Source organism: Congregibacter litoralis KT71 (genome assembly GCF_000153125.2).
Lineage (GTDB): Bacteria > Pseudomonadota > Gammaproteobacteria > Pseudomonadales > Halieaceae > Congregibacter > Congregibacter litoralis.
In genome coordinates this window covers 3,193,047-3,213,769 of the sequence record NZ_CM002299.1, presented here as the reverse complement: position 1 = coordinate 3,213,769, position 20,723 = coordinate 3,193,047, and the positions used below count along the sequence as shown (strand labels likewise).

19 protein-coding genes are annotated in these 20,723 nt (G+C 59.7%); 18 read left to right on the top strand and 1 reads right to left on the bottom strand.

What is annotated here, in order from left to right; translation table 11 throughout:
- The first annotated feature begins 113 nt into the window (after nt 1-113).
- The 18 genes from gyrA (at nt 114) to KT71_RS14525 (ending at nt 20,012) form a co-directional block, all read left to right on the top strand.
- Nucleotides 114-2,771: a DNA gyrase subunit A gene (gyrA, locus tag KT71_RS14610; RefSeq protein ID WP_008294598.1), complete on the top strand. Its 2,658-nt coding sequence runs from the start codon at nt 114-116 to the stop codon at nt 2,769-2,771.
- Complete coding sequence (serC, locus tag KT71_RS14605) at nt 2,771-3,850, top strand: 3-phosphoserine/phosphohydroxythreonine transaminase (RefSeq protein ID WP_008294599.1); 1,080 nt, start codon at nt 2,771-2,773, stop codon at nt 3,848-3,850. The genes gyrA and serC overlap by 1 nt, the downstream gene beginning before the upstream one ends.
- Before the next feature lie 57 nt (nt 3,851-3,907).
- The gene (gene pheA, locus KT71_RS14600) at nt 3,908-5,086 is read left to right on the top strand and encodes a prephenate dehydratase (protein WP_008294600.1); all 1,179 of its coding nucleotides are present in this window, start codon (nt 3,908-3,910) and stop codon (nt 5,084-5,086) included.
- A 9-nt stretch (nt 5,087-5,095) separates the two neighbouring features.
- Nucleotides 5,096-5,992, top strand: coding sequence for a prephenate dehydrogenase (locus KT71_RS21110; protein ID WP_238549428.1), 897 nt, complete (start codon nt 5,096-5,098; stop codon nt 5,990-5,992).
- 51 nt (nt 5,993-6,043) lie between these two features.
- Nucleotides 6,044-7,354, top strand: coding sequence for a 3-phosphoshikimate 1-carboxyvinyltransferase (gene aroA, locus KT71_RS21105; RefSeq protein WP_023660128.1), 1,311 nt, complete (start codon nt 6,044-6,046; stop codon nt 7,352-7,354).
- The gene (gene cmk / locus KT71_RS14585) at nt 7,351-8,031 is read left to right on the top strand and encodes a (d)CMP kinase (protein ID WP_008294603.1); all 681 of its coding nucleotides are present in this window, start codon (nt 7,351-7,353) and stop codon (nt 8,029-8,031) included. Before aroA ends, cmk begins: the two co-directional genes overlap by 4 nt.
- 195 nt (nt 8,032-8,226) lie before the next feature.
- Complete coding sequence (rpsA, locus tag KT71_RS14580) at nt 8,227-9,900, top strand: 30S ribosomal protein S1 (RefSeq protein WP_008294604.1); 1,674 nt, start codon at nt 8,227-8,229, stop codon at nt 9,898-9,900.
- Between the two features lie 291 nt (nt 9,901-10,191).
- Nucleotides 10,192-10,488: an integration host factor subunit beta gene (gene ihfB, locus KT71_RS14575; protein ID WP_008294605.1), complete on the top strand. Its 297-nt coding sequence runs from the start codon at nt 10,192-10,194 to the stop codon at nt 10,486-10,488.
- Nucleotides 10,489-10,499: 11 nt separating this feature from the next.
- Nucleotides 10,500-10,805, top strand: coding sequence for a lipopolysaccharide assembly protein LapA domain-containing protein (locus KT71_RS14570; RefSeq protein ID WP_023660127.1), 306 nt, complete (start codon nt 10,500-10,502; stop codon nt 10,803-10,805).
- Nucleotides 10,798-12,006, top strand: coding sequence for a lipopolysaccharide assembly protein LapB (gene lapB, locus KT71_RS14565; RefSeq protein WP_023660126.1), 1,209 nt, complete (start codon nt 10,798-10,800; stop codon nt 12,004-12,006). Before KT71_RS14570 ends, lapB begins: the two co-directional genes overlap by 8 nt.
- A gap of 4 nt (nt 12,007-12,010) precedes the next feature.
- On the top strand, nt 12,011-12,706 hold the full coding sequence (gene pyrF, locus KT71_RS14560) for an orotidine-5'-phosphate decarboxylase (protein ID WP_008294608.1): 696 nt from the start codon (nt 12,011-12,013) through the stop codon (nt 12,704-12,706).
- 280 nt (nt 12,707-12,986) lie between these two features.
- On the top strand, nt 12,987-13,478 hold the full coding sequence (locus KT71_RS21410; protein ID WP_023660125.1) for a ComEA family DNA-binding protein: 492 nt from the start codon (nt 12,987-12,989) through the stop codon (nt 13,476-13,478).
- Between the two features lie 93 nt (nt 13,479-13,571).
- The gene (locus tag KT71_RS14550) at nt 13,572-14,507 is read left to right on the top strand and encodes an NAD-dependent epimerase/dehydratase family protein (RefSeq protein WP_333782693.1); all 936 of its coding nucleotides are present in this window, start codon (nt 13,572-13,574) and stop codon (nt 14,505-14,507) included.
- Nucleotides 14,497-15,477 carry an MraY family glycosyltransferase gene (locus tag KT71_RS14545; RefSeq protein WP_040362398.1) on the top strand — a complete coding sequence of 327 codons (981 nt, stop codon included), beginning with the start codon at nt 14,497-14,499 and terminating at the stop codon, nt 15,475-15,477. Before KT71_RS14550 ends, KT71_RS14545 begins: the two co-directional genes overlap by 11 nt.
- A 108-nt stretch (nt 15,478-15,585) precedes the next feature.
- Nucleotides 15,586-17,622 carry a polysaccharide biosynthesis protein gene (locus KT71_RS14540; RefSeq protein WP_008294612.1) on the top strand — a complete coding sequence of 679 codons (2,037 nt, stop codon included), beginning with the start codon at nt 15,586-15,588 and terminating at the stop codon, nt 17,620-17,622.
- 102 nt (nt 17,623-17,724) lie between these two features.
- The gene (locus KT71_RS14535; protein ID WP_008294613.1) at nt 17,725-18,687 is read left to right on the top strand and encodes a hypothetical protein; all 963 of its coding nucleotides are present in this window, start codon (nt 17,725-17,727) and stop codon (nt 18,685-18,687) included.
- A gap of 5 nt (nt 18,688-18,692) precedes the next feature.
- Nucleotides 18,693-19,613 carry a LysR family transcriptional regulator gene (locus KT71_RS14530; RefSeq protein ID WP_008294614.1) on the top strand — a complete coding sequence of 307 codons (921 nt, stop codon included), beginning with the start codon at nt 18,693-18,695 and terminating at the stop codon, nt 19,611-19,613.
- A gap of 72 nt (nt 19,614-19,685) precedes the next feature.
- A complete protein-coding gene (locus KT71_RS14525) occupies nt 19,686-20,012 on the top strand; it encodes a hypothetical protein (protein WP_008294615.1) in 327 nt (108 codons plus the stop codon).
- Nucleotides 20,013-20,141: 129 nt separating this feature from the next.
- Here the strand turns inward: KT71_RS14525 and KT71_RS14520 are convergent, their stop codons facing one another.
- Entirely contained in the window at nt 20,142-20,558 is a 417-nt protein-coding gene (locus KT71_RS14520; protein ID WP_008294616.1) for a DUF6524 family protein, read from the bottom strand.
- Nucleotides 20,559-20,723 lie beyond the last annotated feature (165 nt).

Sequence of the window (20,723 nt, the reverse complement as noted above, 5' to 3'; positions counted from 1 at the left end):
CCTGCAAAAAGGTATACTCGGCGGTTGTTTATGAGGGCTGACGGTTCCCGTCCTGCGCCCTTCATAGCACCACCAGACAGCACCACCGACCGACTACCACTTCAAGGCGATTTATGGGTGAATTAGCGAGAGAAATCTCTCCCGTCACAATTGAGGACGAGCTTAAGCAGTCGTATCTCGATTATGCGATGAGCGTTATTGTCGGGCGAGCGCTGCCCGATGTACGGGATGGTCTCAAACCCGTTCACCGTCGGGTTTTGTTCGCGATGAACGAGCTGAACAACGACTGGAACAAGCCGTACAAGAAATCCGCGCGGGTCGTGGGTGATGTCATCGGTAAATATCATCCCCACGGTGACTCCGCGGTATACGACACCATCGTCCGGATGGCGCAGCCGTTTTCTATGCGCTACACCCTCGTGGACGGGCAGGGCAACTTTGGCTCGGTGGACGGCGACTCGGCGGCTGCCATGCGCTACACCGAAATCCGCATGTCGAAGATTGCCCACATGCTGCTCTCGGATCTCGACAAGGACACCGTCGATTACGTCGATAACTACGACGGCACGGAGCGAATTCCCGCGGTTCTGCCTACGCGCGTGCCCAATCTGCTGGTTAACGGGTCCGCCGGTATCGCCGTGGGTATGGCCACGAATATCCCGCCTCACAACCTCCGGGAAGTGGTAAATGCCTGTCTGGCATTGATTGGCGATGCGCATATCTCCATCGACGATCTCATGCGCTATCTGCCCGGACCGGACTTCCCCACGGGCGCCATCATCAACGGTCGCGCAGGCATCGTGCAGGCTTACCGCACGGGTCGTGGGCGCATTTACGTGCGCGCGAGAGCCGAGGTCATCACCGACGAAAAGACCGGTCGGGACACAATTATTGTTCATGAAATTCCCTACCAGCTGAACAAGGCACGGCTCATCGAGCGCATCGCCGAACTGGTTAAAGAAAAGAAGCTTGAGGGCATCAGCGAGCTGCGGGACGAATCGGACAAAGACGGCCTGCGTGTGGTGATCGAGCTGCGCAAGGGTGAGATCGGCGACGTCGTACTCAACAATCTTTACGCGCAGACATCGCTGCAAAACGTTTTTGGCATCAACATGGTGGCCCTGGTCGACGGTCAGCCGAGGGTGCTGAATCTCAAGGAGATTCTCGAGGCGTTTTTGCGGCACCGCCGCGAAGTCGTCACCCGGCGCACCCTGTTTCTGTTGCGTAAGGCGCGGGAGCGGGGGCATGTTCTTGAAGGTCTGGCTATCGCTCTGGCGAACATTGACAAGGTTATTGAGCTGGTAAAAGCGTCCCCAAGCCCTGCGGAAGCCCGGGAGAGCCTCCTTGCCGAGCGTTGGTTGCCCGGCGAAGTCACGAGCATGCTCGAGCGCGCTGGCGCGGAAGCCTGCCGCCCCGATGAGCTCGAGCCCTTCTACGGACTCCACGACGGCGAGTACCGCTTATCGCCGACGCAGGCCCAGGCGATCCTCGATTTGCGCCTCCATCGACTCACGGGCCTCGAGCACGAAAAGCTCCTCAAGGAGTATCAGGACAAGTTGGCTGAAATCGCCGATCTGCTGGACATTCTGCAGGACCGGGAGCGACTCCTTGCGGTCATTCGTGAGGAGCTCGAGGAAATCGCCACGGAGTTTGGCGATGAGCGGCGTACGGAAATCCGTGATTCCCAGGAAGATCTTACCGCCGAGGATCTTATTACTCCGGAAGACCGCGTGGTGACTCTGTCCCACGGTGGTTACGCCAAGACCCAGCCGCTGGCGGAGTACCAGGTGCAGCGTCGCGGCGGCATGGGCAAGGCCGCGCTGTCCGTAAAAGACGAGGACTTTGTCGAGCACCTGCTCATCGCCAACACCCACGATACCCTGCTGTGCTTTACCAACCTCGGCAAGGTCTACTGGATCAAGGTGTATCAGATTCCCGTTGCAGGACGTTCCTCCCGGGGTCGTCCCATGGTGAATCTGCTGCAGCTGGATGAAGGGGAGCGTGTGACGTCAATCCTGCCCCTGGAAGAGCACTCGGATGACCGCTTTATCTTTATGGCCACGGCTCAGGGCTATGTAAAGAAAACGGATCTGGCGAGTTTTGCGCCGCGCTCTGCGGGGCTGCGCGCCATCGTGCTCGGCGAAGACGACGTTCTGGTGGGAACAGCGATCACCGACGGCAATCAGGATGTGATGCTGTTTTCCAGCGAAGGCAAGGCAACGCGCTTCTCCGAGAGTGCCGTGCGGGCCATGGGCCGTGCAAGTCGTGGCGTTCGGGGGATTAATCTCGCCGATGGTCACCGCATGATTTCCCTGCTGGTGCCCGATGCCCGCGGCACCGTGTTGACGGTGAGCGAGAACGGCTACGGTAAACGCACCACCGTTGATGATTTCCCCACCAAGGGACGCGGCGGAAAAGGCGTCATCGCCATGGCGAGCTCCGAGCGCAACGGTCGTCTGGTAGGGGCTCTGCAGGTATTCAGTGGCGATGAGCTTATGTTGATCTCCAACCAGGGCACCCTTGTGCGGACCCAGTGCGACCAGGTGTCACAACTGGGACGCAATACGCAGGGGGTTCGCATTATCCGCACCAAGGAAGGCGAAACCCTGGTACGGGTGGAGCGCATCGTCGATAGCGGTGAGGAGGGCGATAAAGTGGCCGCGGCGGCCGACGACAGTGCTGCAGTTTCAGTTAGCACTTCGGTGGACGAGTACCCTGCTTCCGACAACAATGATGCATCGGAAAGCCCCGTTGAGAGCGGTGACGATTAATGCACCGGCCCTATAACTTCTGCGCAGGCCCCGCAGCCCTGCCCGAGGCGGTCCTCACGCGTGCCGCCGGGGAAATGCTCGATTGGCATGGCACGGGCATGTCCTTCATGGAGATGAGCCATCGCTCCGGCGAGGTCGTCAGCACCGTAGAAGCGGCGGAATCCTCGCTGCGCCGTCTCCTGGGCATTGGCGATGAGTTTGCCGTGCTGTTCGTGCAGGGGGGCGCAACGTCACAATTCGCGGGGGTACCCATGAATCTCGGTGGCGTCGGCAAACCCTTCGCCTACGTCAATACAGGTCAGTGGTCGGCAAAAGCCATGGCTGAAGCCAGTCGCTATGGCGACGTGGTGGAGGTGGCCGCCGCGTCAAAAGAACTGCCCTGCGCGATTCCCGAACAGGAATCCTGGGCGAGCGCCGACGACGCAGCTTATTTGCACTTTACGCCCAACGAAACCATCGATGGCATCGAGTTTCACTGGGTGCCCGAGAGTCAGGCGCCCGTAGTCGCGGATATGTCCTCAACGCTGCTTTCCAGGCCCATCGCCGTTGATGATTTCGACGTTATCTACGCTGGTGCCCAGAAAAACATCGGCCCCGCGGGCCTGGTGATTCTCATCGTGAGGCGAGAGCTTTACGGGCGCACCCTGAGCAGCTGCCCGAGCATGATGAACTGGGAAGTCACGGATAAGGCTGGCTCCATGCTCAATACGCCACCAACCTATTCTATTTACCTGGCGGGTCTGGTATTTGAATGGCTTGAGGCCCAGGGCGGTCTGGCTGCCATGGCCGAGCGCAACCGCAAAAAAGCCACCAGCCTGTATGCCGCCATCGACGAAAGCGGCTTTTACGGCAACCCCGTCGCCGTCGCCGATCGCTCCTGGATGAACGTGCCCTTTACGCTGGCAGATGCCGAGCTGGACAAGGTCTTTCTTAAAGAAGCCGAGACTGCGGGGCTGCTGAATCTCAAGGGGCATCGCTCCGTGGGGGGGATGCGGGCCAGTATCTACAACGCCATACCCCAGGCAGCGGTGGACGCTCTCGTCGAGTTTATGCAGGATTTTGAGCGCAAGCACGCTTAATCGACTGACGAAGCCTATGTCCTGTTCACCGCCTATGTCTCCCCATCGAACGCCCGCATGCTGTGGAGCTCTGTGGTCGTGAGCAATGATGTGATTACCGGGACGCCGGGCGACGATGAAGGCGACGATCGCAGTTTAGAGCAGGTGCGGGCGGACATTGACGCCGTGGATGCAAAGATTCAGGCCCTCATCGCAGAGCGCGCCCGCTGTGCCCAGCGCGTTGCGGCGATTAAGCTCGATGAGGTGCAGGCCGCACGCGCCCGGGGCGAGTCCGACCAGGAAGTGGTGTATTACCGTCCCGAGCGGGAAGCCCAGGTGCTGCGCCGGATCATGGAGCGTGACAGCGGGCCCCTCGAAGGTCCCACGGTGGCCCATGTGTTCCGGGAAATCATGTCCGCCTGTCTCGCGCTGGAAAAGCCCCTGCAGGTTGCCTATCTCGGACCTGAGGGAACCTTTACCCAGGCCGCGGCGCTCAAACATTTCGGGCATGCGGCGATCTGTGTTCCCCAGGTCACCATCGACACGGTGTTCTCCGAAGTGGAATCCGGTCACTGTAACTACGGCATCGTTCCGGTGGAGAATTCCACGGAGGGCATGGTCAGTCACACCCTGGACAGCTTTATCGATTCACCCCTGAAAATCGCCGGGGAAGTCGAGCTGCGCATAAGTCATCACCTGATGGCGGCCCCGGGAACGAAGATGGAGGAGGTGAGCCGAATCTGCGCCCACCAACAGGCCCTGGCTCAATGTCGTAACTGGTTGGATGCGCACTGGCCCAAGACCGAGCGCCTGGCGGTGAGCAGTAACGGGGAGGCGGCCCGCATGGCGGCGGAGCATTCCGGCACTGCGGCCATCGCCGGCGACATGGCTGCCGAGGTCTATCAGCTGGATGTACTCGCGGAACATATCGAAGACGCCGCCGACAATACAACGCGCTTTCTGGTCATAGGGCGCAGCGAGGTGCCTCCCAGCGGCATGGATAAAACGTCCATCGTTGTGTCCAGTCGTAACAAACCCGGGGCCCTGTTTACCCTGCTGGATCCGTTCCGCCGCCATGGCGTAAGCCTCACGCGAATTGATACCCGTCCCTCGCGTACAGAAAAATGGGCCTACGTTTTCTTCATTGAATTCGAGGGGCATGTTCAGGACCCTGCGGTGCTGGAGATCATGCGAGAGCTTGAGGAGCAGTCCATCCTCCTCAAGCCTCTGGGCTCCTATCCCATTGGCGTGCTCTGAATCCCCTCGGTGACTGATACAGGGCACAGGGTCGGTTTTGTAGGGATGGGGCTCATTGGCGGGTCTCTGGCCCTGGCTCTGAAAAAAGCGGGTTTTGCAGCGACGGTTACTGCCTGGGATCGCGATCCCGAAGCCCTGGAGAAAGCCCTGGAACGGGGCGTTATCGACGGCGCAGCGGACAGCGTCCGGTCACTCATGGATGCGGCGGATGTTGCCGTTCTCGCCACGCCGACGCTGGCCTGCGAAGCACTCATTCTGGAGATGCTTCAAAACCCCGGCAGCGCCCGTTGCGTGACCGATGTTGCCAGCGTCAAAGGCGATCTTTATCGCGCCGTGGTGGCGGCCGCACCTGAGGGTGCAGCTATTTATGTCCCCGGTCATCCCATCGCCGGGTCCGAGCGCTCCGGCGTGGCCGCCGCCGACGCAGCGCTCTTTGAGCGTCATCGCGTTATTCTCACGCCCGATGCAAACACGGATTCCCGGGCGCTGGAGCTGGTGCAAAAATTGTGGGTCGCCGCGGGCGCGACGGTGCAGTCCATGGATGTGGAGGAGCACGACAGCGTGCTGGCAGCAACCAGTCATTTGCCCCACGTCCTCGCCTATGCCCTGGTGGACGCCCTGGCACAGTCCCCCATTCGCGATGACATTTTTCGCTTTGCGGCGGGGGGGTTTCGGGATTTCACCCGCATTGCCTCCAGTGATCCGGTGATGTGGCGGGATATTTCTATGGCCAACCGGGATGCCCTTCTTGGGGCTCTGGATGATTTTTGCGAGCACCTGAGCACCCTGCGTAATGCCATTGCCGCGGGCGATGGCAGAGCTTTGGAAAACACCTTTCGCTCTGCCAAGACCGCCCGGGATGAATTTGCCAGAGACCTGGCTGCCCGTGATCGGGTCGCCGACTAAACCCCTGGGGGACCGTGTGGGTCCCCCGGAGCCCAGAGGAGTAAGTAAATCGTGGAATTTTTGGTAGCTCCCGGCGGCAGCATTCACGGTGAAGCCCGGGTGCCCGGCGACAAGTCCATATCTCACCGGTCCGTCATGCTGGGTGCCATGGCCACGGGGGAAACCTCGGTGAAAGGATTTCTCCAGGGGGAGGACGCCCTGGCCACCGTTGCGGCTTTCCGTGCCCTGGGTGTGGAAATCGAGGGCCCCAGAAAAGGTGCCATGCGTATCCGGGGCGTAGGTCTCCGGGGGCTCCGGGAGGCGTCTACCCGTCTCGATATGGGGAACTCGGGCACGAGCATGCGTCTTCTTTGCGGCATCCTGGCCGGGCAGGAGTTCTCCAGTGAACTGGTAGGCGATGCATCCCTCATGGGCCGCCCCATGCAGCGGGTCATAACGCCCCTGACCCGCATGGGGGCCACCATTGTGTCCGGGGATGGGGGGCGGCCACCCCTCAAAATCAGCGGAGGATCCAGCCTCCGGGGTATTCACTACGATTTGCCCATGGCCAGCGCCCAGGTCAAGTCCTGCGTCCTGTTGGCAGGCTTGTTTGCCGAGGGGGAAACCTCCGTCACCGAGCCGGCGCCTACCCGGGATCATACGGAACGCATGCTCCGCGGTTTTGGCTATGAGCTCCAGTCGCGGGACGGTGTGACAAGTCTCCGCGGCGGCGGGCAGTTGCGGGGCTGCGAGATCGACGTGCCTTCGGATATTTCCTCTGCTGCCTTTCTCATGGTGGCAGCGAGTATTGCGCCGGGCTCGGAATTACTCCTGACTCATGTCGGCGTTAACCCCACCCGCACCGGCGTGATCAGCATTCTGAAGCTCATGGGGGCAGATATCACCCTGAGTAATGAGCGGGAGGTCGGGGGAGAACCCGTGGCGGATATTTTTGTGCGCTCGGCATCGCTCAGGGGAATTGATATCCCCCGAGACCTTGTGCCCCTGGCTATCGACGAGTTCCCGGTGCTGTTTATCGCCGCCGCCTGTGCCGAGGGTCGAACCGTGCTCCGCGGTGCTGAGGAGCTTCGTGTCAAAGAGAGTGACCGCATTGCCAGCATGGCGGAGGGTTTAACGACCCTCGGGGTGAGCAATGAGGTCCTCGATGACGGCATCATCATTGATGGCGGGCCCATCTCCGGCGGCACCATCAGGACCTTTCACGATCATCGTATTGCCATGTCCTTTGCCGTGGCGGCCCTGCGGGCGGAAAACGAGATCCGGATCCTGGATTGCGATCATGTCGCCACGTCTTTTCCTGATTTTGACGCTCTGACCCGGGGGCTGGGGCTGCAGATTGCATCCAGGGATGGCGGCGAGTGAGCGTGCCGGTCATCACCGTCGACGGACCCGGGGGGGCGGGGAAGGGGACGCTGTGCTACAGCCTCGGGAGTCAGCTGGGCTGGCACATGCTTGATAGTGGCGCCCTGTATCGCGTCACGGCACTGGCAGCCCTCGAGGATGAGATCCCCCTCAGTGATGACGATGCCGTCGCGGAGCTTGCCCGGCATCTGAAACTCAGCTTTGTGCCCGCGGCGGAAGGGCTTACCCAGGTGCTTCTTGACGGCAGGGACATCAGCCTCGCCATTCGCAGCGAAAGCTGTAGCGCCGCCGCCTCGAAAGTGGCGGCCATGGGGGAGGTTCGCGCGGCATTACTGGCGCGTCAGCGACAGATGGCTGTGGCGCCGGGGCTGGTTGCCGATGGCCGGGATATGGGTACCGTGGTGTTCCCCGATGCGCCCCTGAAAATTTTCCTCACGGCGAGTGCCCGGGCCCGTGCGGAACGGCGCCATCGTCAGTTGATGGCCAAAGGCGAAAGTGTTACTCTCGCGCGCCTTCTCGAGACCATCGAGGAGCGGGATGCACGCGACCGGAACAGAGCGGAGTCTCCCCTGGTGCCCGCTAACGATGCCTTAGTCATTGATAGTACAGGCATTTCGGCGGATTCGGTGCTCGATACCGTCCTTCAGGAAGCACGTCTGAGGGAGCTTGTCAGTTAGGGTTCAGCCGATGTTCCCCGACAGTGTTTTCGAAGGGTTTCAGGGCTCTGCGCTGAAACCTTCAATGGTAGGTTTTTGGCTTTTGGTGAAACTTGATCCAGCACCGTTTCACCGGGGCTTTATTGAAACTGGAGTCGTTTCTGCTGGAGAAGCGGCAGGCGCCTGGCGCCAACCCAACTAACAGGTACTTGTGTAATGAGCGAATCCTTCGCTGATCTTTTTGAAGAAAGTTTAAAAACCGTCGATATGCAGCCCGGCGCCATCGTCACCGGTGTTGTCATCGATATCGACAACGAGTGGGTCACCGTTCACGCGGGACTCAAGTCCGAGGGTGTGATTCCCCGGGCGCAGTTCATTGACGCTGCGGGCGAATGCAGCCTGAGTATCGGTGACGAGGTCCAGGTCGCGTTGGAGACCGTGGAAGATGGTTTCGGTGAAACCAAGCTGTCCCGGGAAAAAGCCAAGCGCGCAGAGTCCTGGAAAGATCTTGAAGCTGCCTTTGCCGCTGAAGAAGTGGTCAAGGGCGTCATCAATGGCAAGGTCAAAGGTGGCTTTACCGTTGACGTTAATACGATTCGCGCATTCCTGCCCGGTTCCCTCGTGGATGTACGCCCCGTGCGCGACACCGCGCACCTCGAAGGCAAAGAGCTGGACTTCAAGGTGATCAAGCTTGATCAGAAGCGCAACAACGTTGTTGTTTCCCGTCGTGCGGTTATGGAAGCGGCCAACAGTGTAGAGCGTGACGCTCTCCTCGCCGGTCTCCAGGAAGGACAGTCCATTAAAGGTGTGGTCAAGAACCTCACGGATTACGGTGCCTTTGTTGACCTGGGTGGCGTTGATGGTCTGCTGCACATTACCGATATGGCATGGAAGCGCATCAAGCATCCCTCCGAGATCGTGGAAGTCGGTCAGGAACTGGACGTGAAGGTGCTCAAGTTTGATCGCGAGCGTAACCGCGTTTCTCTGGGTCTCAAGCAACTGGGTGAAGATCCCTGGGTCGAGATCACAGGTCGCTACCCCGAAGGTAGCCGTGTTATGGCCAAGGTAACGAACCTTACAGATTACGGCTGCTTTGCCGAGATCGAAGAGGGCGTTGAAGGTCTGGTACACGTCTCCGAGATGGACTGGACCAACAAGAACGTTCACCCCTCCAAAATAGTGCAGCTGGGTGACGAAGTGGAAGTCATGGTGCTGGATATCGACGAAGAGCGTCGTCGCATCTCTCTGGGTATCAAGCAGTGCCAGCAGAACCCCTGGGACGCATTCGCCTCCGGTGCAAGCAAAGGCGATCGTATCTCCGGCGTGATCAAGTCCATTACCGATTTCGGTATCTTTATTGGCCTCGAGGGCAATATCGACGGACTGGTTCACCTGTCTGACATCAGCTGGAATGAGACCGGTGAAGAAGCCGTTCGCAACTACAAGAAGGGCGATGAAATCGAAACGGTCATCCTTTCTGTGGATCCTGAGCGCGAGCGTATCTCCCTGGGTATTAAGCAACTGGAAGACGATCCCTTCAGCAACTACATCGCTGTTAACGATCGTGGCAGCATTGTCACGGGCGAAGTGATCGAAGTGGATCCCAAGTTCGTGACCGTGAAGCTGGCGGAGGAAGTTGAGGGTATTCTCAAGGTTGCTGACATCAGCCGTGAGCGTGTTGAAGACGCACGCAGTGAGTTCAAGGTGGGTGATACGGTAGAAGCCAAAATCATCTCCGCTGATCGTAAAAACCGCGGCGTAGCGCTGTCCATCAAGGCGAAGGACTTCGACGACGAGAAAGAAGCCGTTAAGTCTCTGAAAGACGAGGCGGAGGCATCTTCGCCCGGTACCATCGGTGATCTGATCAAGGCCCAGATGGGCGGTCAGTAATCTGCTGGTATCGCCCGCCTGTATTCGGGCGGGTGACGATCAAAGGACCCCTCGGGGTCCTTTTTTTTTTGTCTGCGGGGTGGTCAATCAGACATAAGACCGTCCCGGGTCTGACGGCCAAGTGTAAATTTTCCATAAAAAATAGGAGCTTGCGTGATTTTGTGGAAGCGTACACAATGGCTCTGGAGAGGTTCTCGCGGGGGCTGCGAGGGTTGCGGTGAAAAGAGTTTCACCGCGCCAGGCCAACCGGGAGAGCGATAGTTGATTGATCATAGTTTTGGATCGCCCCGAATGACAAAAAGTGAACTCATAGAAGCCATCGCCCTGAAGCAAACACAGCTTTCCACCAAAGATGTGGAGTTGGCGGTAAAAACGGTCATCGAACAAATGTCGAACTCCCTCAGTTCCGGGGGGCGGATCGAGATTCGGGGCTTTGGCAGCTTCTCCCTCCATTACCGGGAGCCTCGTCGGGGTCGGAATCCCAAGACCGGTGATGCGGTGGAGCTCACGGGTAAGTACGTTCCGCACTTCAAGCCTGGCAAGGAGCTCAGAGATCGGGTGAATCTTGGCCTTCAGGCAGGTCTCTGAGTCTGCCTCTGATGGGTTTTTTACGAAAACTATTGGTTTTGATGATTGCCGTTGCCATGGCAGCGGTCGGGGTGCTCTTTGCGCTGCAGAATGCGGAACCGGTGCCCCTGGATGTGCTTTTCATGATTCTTCCGCCCCGCAGTCTGGCGCTGTGGGTACTGGGTGCCCTGGCCCTCGGGGGCTTTCTGGGACTGTTGCTTTCATCCTTTGCGGTGCTGCGACTCCGGGCCCGGCTCATGGCTGCGCGACGGCAGATCGCAAACTCCCAGGCAGAGATAGACCGGTTGCGCGCAAAGGGCCTGGTCACGCGTGAATGACGCGCTGGTTTTCTTCCTCCTCTTCTCGGCAGTGGCCTGTGGATGGTGGTTAGGTCGCCGCAGCCTTAGCGGCGCCAATGGGGCCGTGCCCTTTCCGCCCAGTCAATATTATCGTGGTCTGAACTATCTCCTTGACGGACGTCCCGACGGCGCCGTTGATCAGTTCATCAGTGCCCTGGAAGTGAACAGCGAGACTCTGGAGACGCACATCGCCCTGGGGAATGTGCTTCGACGCCGCGGTGAGGTGGATCGGGCCATCCGCATACATCAGAACCTCCTGGCGCGCCCTAATCTGCCCAAATCCCAGATGCATATTGCTCACCTGGAGCTCGCCCGAGACTATATATCCGCCGGTCTTTTAGACCGGGCGGAAACGCTGCTGCAGGACCTGGTGAAGGAGTCCGACGAGCAGCGGGACATCAGCCGTCTGTATCTTGTGGAGATTTATCGCTCGGAAAGCGAGTGGCAGCGGGCCATTGACGAAGCCAAAGCGCTTCTCCCCAAGCGCAGCCTCCTCGGTGGAGAAGCGCAGGCACCGCAACTGTCCGGCCAGCCCATTCCCGTGCAACTGGCACATTTTTATTGCGAACTGGCTCTTGAAGTTGCGGAGGAGGGCCGCAGCGATGATGCCAGGGCGATGTTGCAAGAGGCCTTGCGCAGCGACCCGGCCTGCGCCCGGGCCTCCCTGGAGCTGGGACGAATTGAGGGTGCTGCGGGTAATCATCGCCCGGCCATCGAAGCCCTGACCCGGGTTGTGGAGCAGCACGCGGAGTTTCTGCCGGAAGCCATACCCGCCCTGCGCGAATGCTACGCGGCGCTGGGCGAGGAGGACGCCCTGTCGGCCTATCTGCGCCGCTGCCTTGATGAGCACCCGTCCACACCGCTAATGATCGCCGTTGCCGATGACATCCGGCGGGACGAGGGCAACGATGCTGCGCATGAGTTTCTGGCGCATCGCCTGGCAGAAGCGCCTTCTTTGCGAGGTCTTCTTCGTCTGATTCGCATCCAGCAGGAAGACAAGCCCGGCACGCCCGGCGACTCCCTGGCGATGCTGGGTGTTTTGCTGGATCGCCTCATTGAAGTTCGCCCGGCTTATCGCTGCGATCATTGCGGTTTTTCCGCCCGCCATCTCCTGTGGTTCTGTCCTGGCTGCAAGTATTGGGGCACCTTCAGGACCATACGCACAGCAGAAACGGAGTAATCCCATGAGTCGTGTTGAGTCTCCGGTGATCGTAGCCCTGGACTATCCTGAGATGGCGCCAGCCTTGGAACTGGCATCTGCTCTGGACCCGACGGCCTGTCGCCTCAAGGTGGGCAAGGAGTTGTTTACGGCTGAGGGCCCCGGGCTTGTAGAGCGTTTGCAGTCCATGGGTTTTGAGGTGTTCCTGGATCTCAAGTTTCACGATATCCCCAATACCGTTGCCGGCGCTCTGCGCAGCGCCGCGGACCTGGGGGTTTGGATGGTCAACGTGCATGTCAGCGGCGGTCGTCGCATGCTGGAGGCGTCTGTGGAGGCCATTGCCGGCGGCGCTAAGCCACCGCTACTCATCGGCGTCACCGTGCTCACCAGCATGGATGCCGGTGATTTTGATGAGCTGGGATACGGGAACTCCCTCGAGGAGCAGGTACTGCGCCTCGCAACGCTGGCGAAGGATTGCGGCTTGCAGGGGGTTGTCTGCTCGGCACGGGAAGCCGCGGCGCTGCGAGCAAGGCTCGGTACGTCCTTTGCACTGGTGACGCCGGGCATTCGTCCCGCGGGTGCTGTCGCGGACGACCAGCGGAGGATCCTCACCCCGGCCCAAGCGATAGCGGCCGGTGCAAGCTATCTGGTAGTGGGGAGACCCATCACCCAGGCCGACGATCCTGCCGCTGCTCTCGGGGCAATCAACGCCTCCCTGTAGCGTCCCGGGGTGGAGCCCGGCCACACAGCGCCTTGCTCCCACCTATGGCCCCGGAGCAGTCCTATGCTGATCCATAGTGCAGTTTGCCCGGGTCGCTTCTTGGACCAAATGTCTTTTGTAAGGTGAAGTTCAGCCCGATGCGGTCAGTCCAGCCGCGGTGCGGTGAATCGCTGCTACTCTTTTTGCGGTGGCCCCAGGGGCTGGTCTGGCGCGGACGTTTGCGCTGCGACTCCATGAGGTCACATTCCCATAAATCACGCGATGACAAGGAGGTCACACCGTGAAAGAGACACATACCCATCGTTTACCATTCTTCGCCGTTTTGCCGGAAAGAGCTCAGGAAAGAGCCCAAGACCGTGCGATAAGCACCACCGCAATCGGTTTCAACAATGGCCAGGGGCCTTTTAAACGCTGTCCGGGGCGTAGCCGGAGTCTGCCTTTGTTGGCGGTGGCCGCCTTTGCAGCCCAGCTCTGCCTGCCGGTAGCGCCGGCGCAGGCGCAGGTGCAGGTCCAAGGAGAGGCAATGCGTGTCGCCGAGGCGGTAGTCGTAGAACAAAAGCTTGAGGAGCAGAGCGCTGTGGTCAATATCAACAGTGCTACGGCCCTGGAACTGGCAGAGGGGCTTACGGGCATCGGTGGCAGCAAAGCAGAAGCCATTGTGCGCTACCGGGAAGAGTTCGGTCCCTTTGAATCTATCGACGAGCTCTCGGAAGTCACAGGAATCGGTGCGGCGACGGTGGAACGTAACCGGCAACGGCTCCGACTTCAGTAGGCGGCGGTAAAGTCTTGGGGGCACTGCCCCCTTTATTTCCTGGCGCCATACGCGCACCATTCGGCCGCAGCGTTTCGCTGGGGTTGATGGAGAGTGCAGGGCGTGCATTGCCTGGTGACAGGAGCTAACGGATACATAGGGCGGGGACTGCTGTCGGCCCTCTTCGAGAGTGGGTGCTCCGTGAGCGCGCAAACCCGCCCCGGCTCCCCGCCGCTTTTTTTGGCGTCCGGTACGCATTACCAATGTGACTTCGGTGCCGGGGATTGGGATCTGCCGCTGGAGGGGGTGGATGTTCTTTTCCACCTCGCGGGCATCGCTCACCAGCAGGGCGATGTGGGTCATTATCAGGCCGTCAATGTGGATGCCACGCTGGCGCTGGCAAACAAAGCCCTCTCCGCAGGCGTGAGGCGTTTTGTGTTTATCAGCAGCGTCAAAGCTGGGGCGGCCGAGCGCGATAGCGAGGGCGAACTCCTGCCTCTCGCGGAGTCCCGTAACCCCTATGCTCAATCCAAGGCGCTGGCCGAAGCCGGTCTGGAAGCCCGCTGTCAGGGTGCGGACACAGAACTGATTATTGTGCGGCCCGCGCTGGTGTACAGCGAGGATGCTCCGGGGCATCTGCGCTGGCTGCGTCGCTGGACCCGTCTTCACCTGCCCGCGCCGCCTCCCGGCGGGGAGCGGAGTATGATTGCTCTGGCTGATCTGCTGGCATTATTAACGCACCTGAAGAACGCGCCGCTCAGGGAGCAGACCCGGGTCACGGTGACTGATGGCGAGCGCTACAGTACCCGGAGACTGCACAAGGCACTCTGCGCGGCGGGCCAGACTCAGCCCTGGTGTCCGTCGCCGCCGGCCCTCTTCTGGAAAGCCGCCTGTGCGCTGCTCGATGGCATACGGGGAGAGTCTCGGGGATCTACCTGGGCGCGCATGACCGGGGACGAGTGCTACCCGTCGTCGGGGCTTGATGCCCTGGGGTTTCATCCTCGACTGAATTTTGAATCCAGTCTGGGGGTCTCCATTGATGCCCCTTAGTCTCGGATTAATGGCCATGCTCCTCTGCCTCCTGGGAACGGCGGCCTACCTGCCTCTCGCACGACGCTGGCGACTGATCGATGAGCCCAATCATCGCAGTGCCCACGCCGTGGTAACGCCGAGTTCCGGTGGTCTCGCCATTGTTGCAGCGGTTGTTTTGAGCCTTATTGCTGCGCAGCTGTCGGGGACTATCGCAGCGGATCCTGCTGTGGCCGTGATGATCGGCGCCCTGATCCTTCTCTGCCTCATCGGTGCCTGGGATGATCGACGGGCCTTGCCCGTCGCTTTGCGCATGCCGGTGTTTCTGTTGTTGTCCGCTGTCGCCGTGCTGGCCTGTAGTGATGCTTCGGCGATGCCGGTATGGTCATGGCCGCTGCTGATTCTCGCCTTTGCCTGGCTGTTGAACCTGACCAACTTTATGGACGGCATCGACGGCCTTGCGGCATTGCAAACGCTGCTGGTGGCCGGGGGCATGACGGTTCTCGGTATAGCGGGGGGTGCCGAGGAGGACTTTGTCACGCTCTGTGTGATTGTGGCCGGCGCCTACGGTGGATTTCTGTTTTTTAACTGGCCGCCGGCAAAACTGTTTATGGGGGATGCGGGCAGCCTGAGTGCGGGATTTCTCATGGGCTGGCTGGGGCTTTGGACCTGGCAGGGCGGCGATCTTTCCCCCGTCGCCTGGTTCCTGCTAATGAGCCCCTTTCTCCTGGATACGGGTATCACGCTGGTGGAGCGGGCGCTTCACGGCGAGCCTCTGACCCAGGCCCATAGCCGTCACTGCTATCAGCGTCTGGCGCGTCACTGGGGTTCCCATGCGCGGGTTGATGGCGCGCTGCTACTTCTTCACGGATGTTGGTTATTGCCCCTGGCGCTGATGACGGAGTTCAGCTCCTGGCCTCAATGGACGTTACTGGTCCTGGGATTATTCCCGCAACTCTTTCTCATAGCGAAATTGCGCCGTTTACAGTAAGCTTCGGTCCTTAAGTCGGCACCCAATACAGTGTTTTTTAAAGAAGCGTTTTTAAGCGTTTAAACAAAAGCCGACATGCGCATAACCAGCGCGGAGTGACAAAAACGATTGAATAAACCGGCCCAAAACCTGGTGGAGAGAGTGCGCGCAGCGGTGGACGTTGCCGTTCAGTTGACTCTCCGCATTGTCGAAGTGCCTCGCAACGTCAAGCAGGCCATGGTGCTTGGCGTGGATATGGGCTTCGTGGCTCTGTCCCTCGTTGTTGCCTTCGGTTATCCCTTCGCCTCTTTTTCGCAGCCGCCCGGCAGTGTAGAGCTATTCTGCGCCGCGCTGACAATGCTGGCGAGCGCGATAGTGTTTCTGCGCATGGGGCTGTACCGCGCCATTATCCGTTTTATGGGGCAGCAGGCGATCTGGACCATCATCCAGGCCGTGAGTTATTCCACCCTGGCCCTGGGCGCGGCCATATTTTTCACCCAGGCGGATGTCCCGCGTTCCATGCCCTTCGTTTACTGGGCCATGGCGATGTTCACCATCGGTGGTTCGCGTCTGATTGTGCGGGCGGGCTATCAGGCGCGCCTGCGCTCCAGTGGCAAAAACGTGCTTATTTATGGGGCGGGTGAGTCGGGACGTCAACTGCTCACCGCTTTGCACCACGGGGATCAATACCGCGTGGTCGCGTTTGTCGATGACGACCCCCGGGCCCAGCATGCGGTCATCAACGGCTTGCAGGTTGCCTGGCCGAAGGATCTCGAACGTCTTATCGAGCAGCACGCGATTACCCAGGTGCTGCTGGCAATACCCTCGGCGTCCGCTGAACGGCGACGGGAAATCATCAACTCTCTCGTGGGCCTGCCGGTGCATGTGCGCACGGTGCCCAAGATTAATGAGCTGGTCGGCGGCGCCGCCATGGTCAGTCAGATTCAGGACATCGACCTGGATGATCTTCTGGGTCGCGACCCCGTGCCTCCTCACCCTGAGCTTATTGATCGCTGCATTACCGGCAAGGTGGTCATGGTGACCGGTGCGGGGGGATCCATTGGCGCCGAGCTTTGTCGCCAGATTCTCGAAGCGGGTCCCAAGCAGATTGTGCTTCTGGATAACTCGGAGTACGCGCTCTATCGCATCGAGCGGGAGCTTAAGGAACTGTTACTTCGCCAGCAGCGACCCGTGGATATTTTCTGCCTCCTGGGCTCCGTGCGGGACCAGCGGCGCATGGAAATGATTTTCAAAACCTTTGCGGTGCAGACCGTGTACCACGCGGCGGCTTACAAGCACGTGCCCATGGTGGAGCACAATGTGGCGGAGGGCGTTGCCAACAATGTGTTCGGTACCTGGCATGCGGCGGAGGCTGCACGTCTGGCAAAGGTCGAGACCTTTGTATTGATTTCCACGGACAAAGCCGTGCGACCCACCAATATCATGGGCGCATCCAAGCGCTTTGCGGAATTGATTCTCCAGGGGTTGGCCGGCGAAGAAAGTGCCACGCGATTCTGCATGGTGCGCTTCGGCAACGTGTTGGGCTCCTCCGGGTCTGTGGTACCGCTGTTTCGGGAGCAGATCGAGGCGGGAGGACCGGTGACGGTGACCCATCCCGAGGTGTCCCGCTACTTCATGAGTATTCAGGAGGCTGCTCACCTGGTGCTTCAGGCAAGCGCCATGGGAACCGGTGGCGATGTCTTTGTTCTCGATATGGGCGAGCCTGTGCGCATCGTTGATCTTGCCAAACGGATGATTCGTCTCAGTGGCCATGAAGTGGGTACCGGGCGGGATAAATATGACGCCGTGGATATCGATTTCATTGGTCTGCGGCCCGGCGAGAAGCTCCACGAGGAACTGCTCCTGGGTACCTCCGTCAGCGGCACGGGTCATCCCATGATTATGCGCGCCGAGGAGGAATGCCTCTCCCACGGTCAGGTGGCGGTAGCGCTCAAGGAGCTGATGCTGCGCTGTGATGCCATGGACTGTCAGGGCATCACTGAAGTGCTTCGCGAGGCTGTGAGCGGTTTTGCCAACCACGAGATTCGTCACGATCATATCTGGGTGAAGCAGGGTCGTGCAGGCAAGCGTCGCGCCTTGCCCACGGACAGCGAAGTCGCCAACGTCGAAAAGCTGTTTCCCAAGGCGGCAGCGATCGACGTATAAAGCCGCGGCGACTTTTGTGGTCAGCTTACCCCCTGTGGGCCGGGGCTCGTCCGCTGCCATACCCGTCTCGACCCTCCGCCTCACTCACGGCATACTGGTCCCATGAAGAAAAATTTTGATGTGTTTAATGGCGATGCCGACGGTATCTGTGCGCTGCTGCAGCTGCGTCAGGCCATGCCTCTGGACGCTGAGCTCCTTACCGGTGTAAAGCGCGACATTCAGCTGTTGGACGGTCTGGATCCAGAGGCGGTGGACAGAGTGACGGTGCTCGATGTGTCCCTCGATAAAAACCGTAAGCCTCTGGTTGCGCTCCTCGCCGCAGGTGCCCACGTTTTTTATTGCGATCACCATTTCGCGGGAGAGATTCCCGGGCACCCCAATCTTGAGACCCTGATCAATCCGGCACCCGATGTATGCACCAGTCTCCTTGTGAATGGACATCTCCGCGGTGCCTATGCGCACTGGGCCGTGGTCGGGGCATTTGGCGATAATCTCGATGACAGTGCCAGGGCCGTGGCCCGCACCCTGGATCTGGACACTGACACCGTGGATCTTTACAAGCGCCTCGGCACCTACGTGAACTACAACGGCTATGGCGCGATGCTGGGAGATCTGCACTTTCATCCCGCAGAGCTCTATCAGCTGATGCATGGCTACGCGGAGCCCCGGCAGTTTGTTCAGGATGCGAGCGCCAGTTTTGACAAGCTGGAGCAGGGTTATGAGGGTGATATGAGTAAGGCGGCAGCGATCTCGCCGGAGTGGGAGAGTGATTCCGCGGCGCTCTACCTGTTACCCGATGCGCCCTGGGCGCGGCGGGTGAGTGGCGTTTTCGGCAACTCCCTGGCGAATCAAACACCCCAGCGCGCCCATGCCGTGTTCACCCGCAAACCCGAAGGAGGCTTTTTAGTGAGTGTTCGCGCACCGCTCGCGGACAAACGGGATGCGGATACCCTCTGTCGTCAGTTTGATACCGGCGGTGGTCGTGCTGCGGCGGCGGGCATCAACGCGCTGCCCGATGATCAAATGCGCGCCTTTATCGACGCCTTTTCCGCGACCTATCCCTGAGCACCATGGATTGGGATGATCTTAAAATTCTCCTGGCGCTGTCGCGGAAACGCTCAGCCCGGGGCGCGGCACAGCTTCTGGGTGTGAGCAATTCTACGGTGACTCGCCGTCTTGATGACTTTGAACGGGATCTGGGTTCGCGCCTCTTTGATCGAACCCCTGAAGGTTACCGTATGACGCAGACGGCAGAGAACCTCCTGCCCACCGCGGAGCATGTGGAAGAGCTCATGCTCGCTGCGGAGCGACAGGTTACCGGGACCGATCAGGAGTTAGAGGGGACTATCCGTCTGACGCTCCCCCCTGCCAGTGGATTTAACGTCTTGATGCCGAGGCTCGCCCAGTTTGCCAGTGATTATCCGGGTATTGATCTGGAGGTGATCAGTAGCGCCGACGCTCTGGACCTGGGGCGGCGCGAAGCGGATATCGCTATCCGCGTGTTTCTTACGGGAACCTCGCCGCCAGACAACCTCATCGGGCGCAAAATATCGGCGATGACGGCTTCAGCCTACGTGCATCGGGATCTGCTCAACCCCGACAACCCCGAGGATGTCAGTCACCTTAACTGGATCGGTCTTCACGGTAACAATTACGATGATTCCTGGAAGAAAGTCTGCAAAAACGGTCACTTGCCGGTCAGGCATGCCGTCTCCGCTATTACTCTCCAGGTAGAGGCCGTGCGAGCCAAGATGGGTATGATGTTCGCCGCCTGTGCGATGTTCAGGGACCACCCGGAAGTGGTCAGGGTGCCGGGAGAAGATGTGCATCACTATCTTGATCTGTGGGTTCTGACGCATAAGGATCTGCGTCTTTCGGCGCGCATGCGCATCTTGCGTGAGATTCTGGCGGAAGAGCTGTCCCTGCTCCGTCCCTACTTCGACAGCTGTTGTGGGGACGAAGACGCTGTTGCAAAATTGCAGCAGGCCTAGTCAATAGCGGATATTCCGCTTCATATTTGCAGCGACTATAGTGATCTCCGTCATCAATGAAGGAGTTCCACCATGAAGAAGATTCTCGTTTCCAGCATCGGAATTATTCTTGCCACCGGCGCCGTGTCAGCGTTTGCCGCCAAACAGGACCGTGAAAACCTCGCGCAGTGCAAGGCAGACATCAATGCCTATTACGGCGATAACACCCGCACCCGTCTGCGCAGCATCAAGCGCAGTGCCGGTGAGACGCACCTCCGCCTGATGGTGAATCCCAAAAACGGCGAGAACACGGTGATTGTCTGTTCCGTGAGCAGTGAAGGCGCCAGCAGCCTCGCGACCGGCGACGGCGTTGCTCTGACCTCTCCTGAAGGTGAGCAGAAGGTCAGCTACGCTAAGTAAGCCTGCTTAAGTATCAAGCCAGCCTCGGCTGGTGTTTCGACCCCAGCGGGCATCCCCATGGCATGTCCGCTCTTGTCCCGGAACCTGTGGTTCCGGGTTTTTTTTTGCCTGATTTATCGCTTTGCTGATTCAGTCTTCCACGTCGTCAACGTCGAGCTGGCCGCTGAGGCGCCGTCGGATATGCGACCAGGACATCCCCGCCGCCAGCAGTAGGGAAACCAGCAAGAGGGCCAGCCAGGTCAGGGCGCCCGTGGACTGGGTGCTCAACAGTCCCAGGTCGATAAAGAGCCAGATCATGCATCCAAACAACGCAGCCCCCAGGGCAATACCCAGCCATCCAAGGGAGTTGAAGGTAGCCCGGAGATAAACCAGCCAGGCGATAATCAGGGCGACGCCCACCAATGCCGGCAGGGGCCCGAAGGCAAAATTCTCCGAGCGCAGCCACCCAACGTAAGAGAAGGCCGTGGGATTGTAGGTGCCAAACACCAGCGCGACGGCAAACAGCCACCGAACCAGAAAGCTGTCGAGGCCAAAGGACTTTGCCATACTCTTTTCTCCGTTCTTTCCTGTCTGACGCCAGGGCGCCTTGTCGATAGGCGTCTGTCGCTGGTGTTACTGCTCATGCGAATGCTGATGTTGTTAACGTCGGCTCTTGAAAACAGATCTGCAGTTCCCGGGGCTCTGCCAATTGCTGACGCTGGCGCTGCTCCC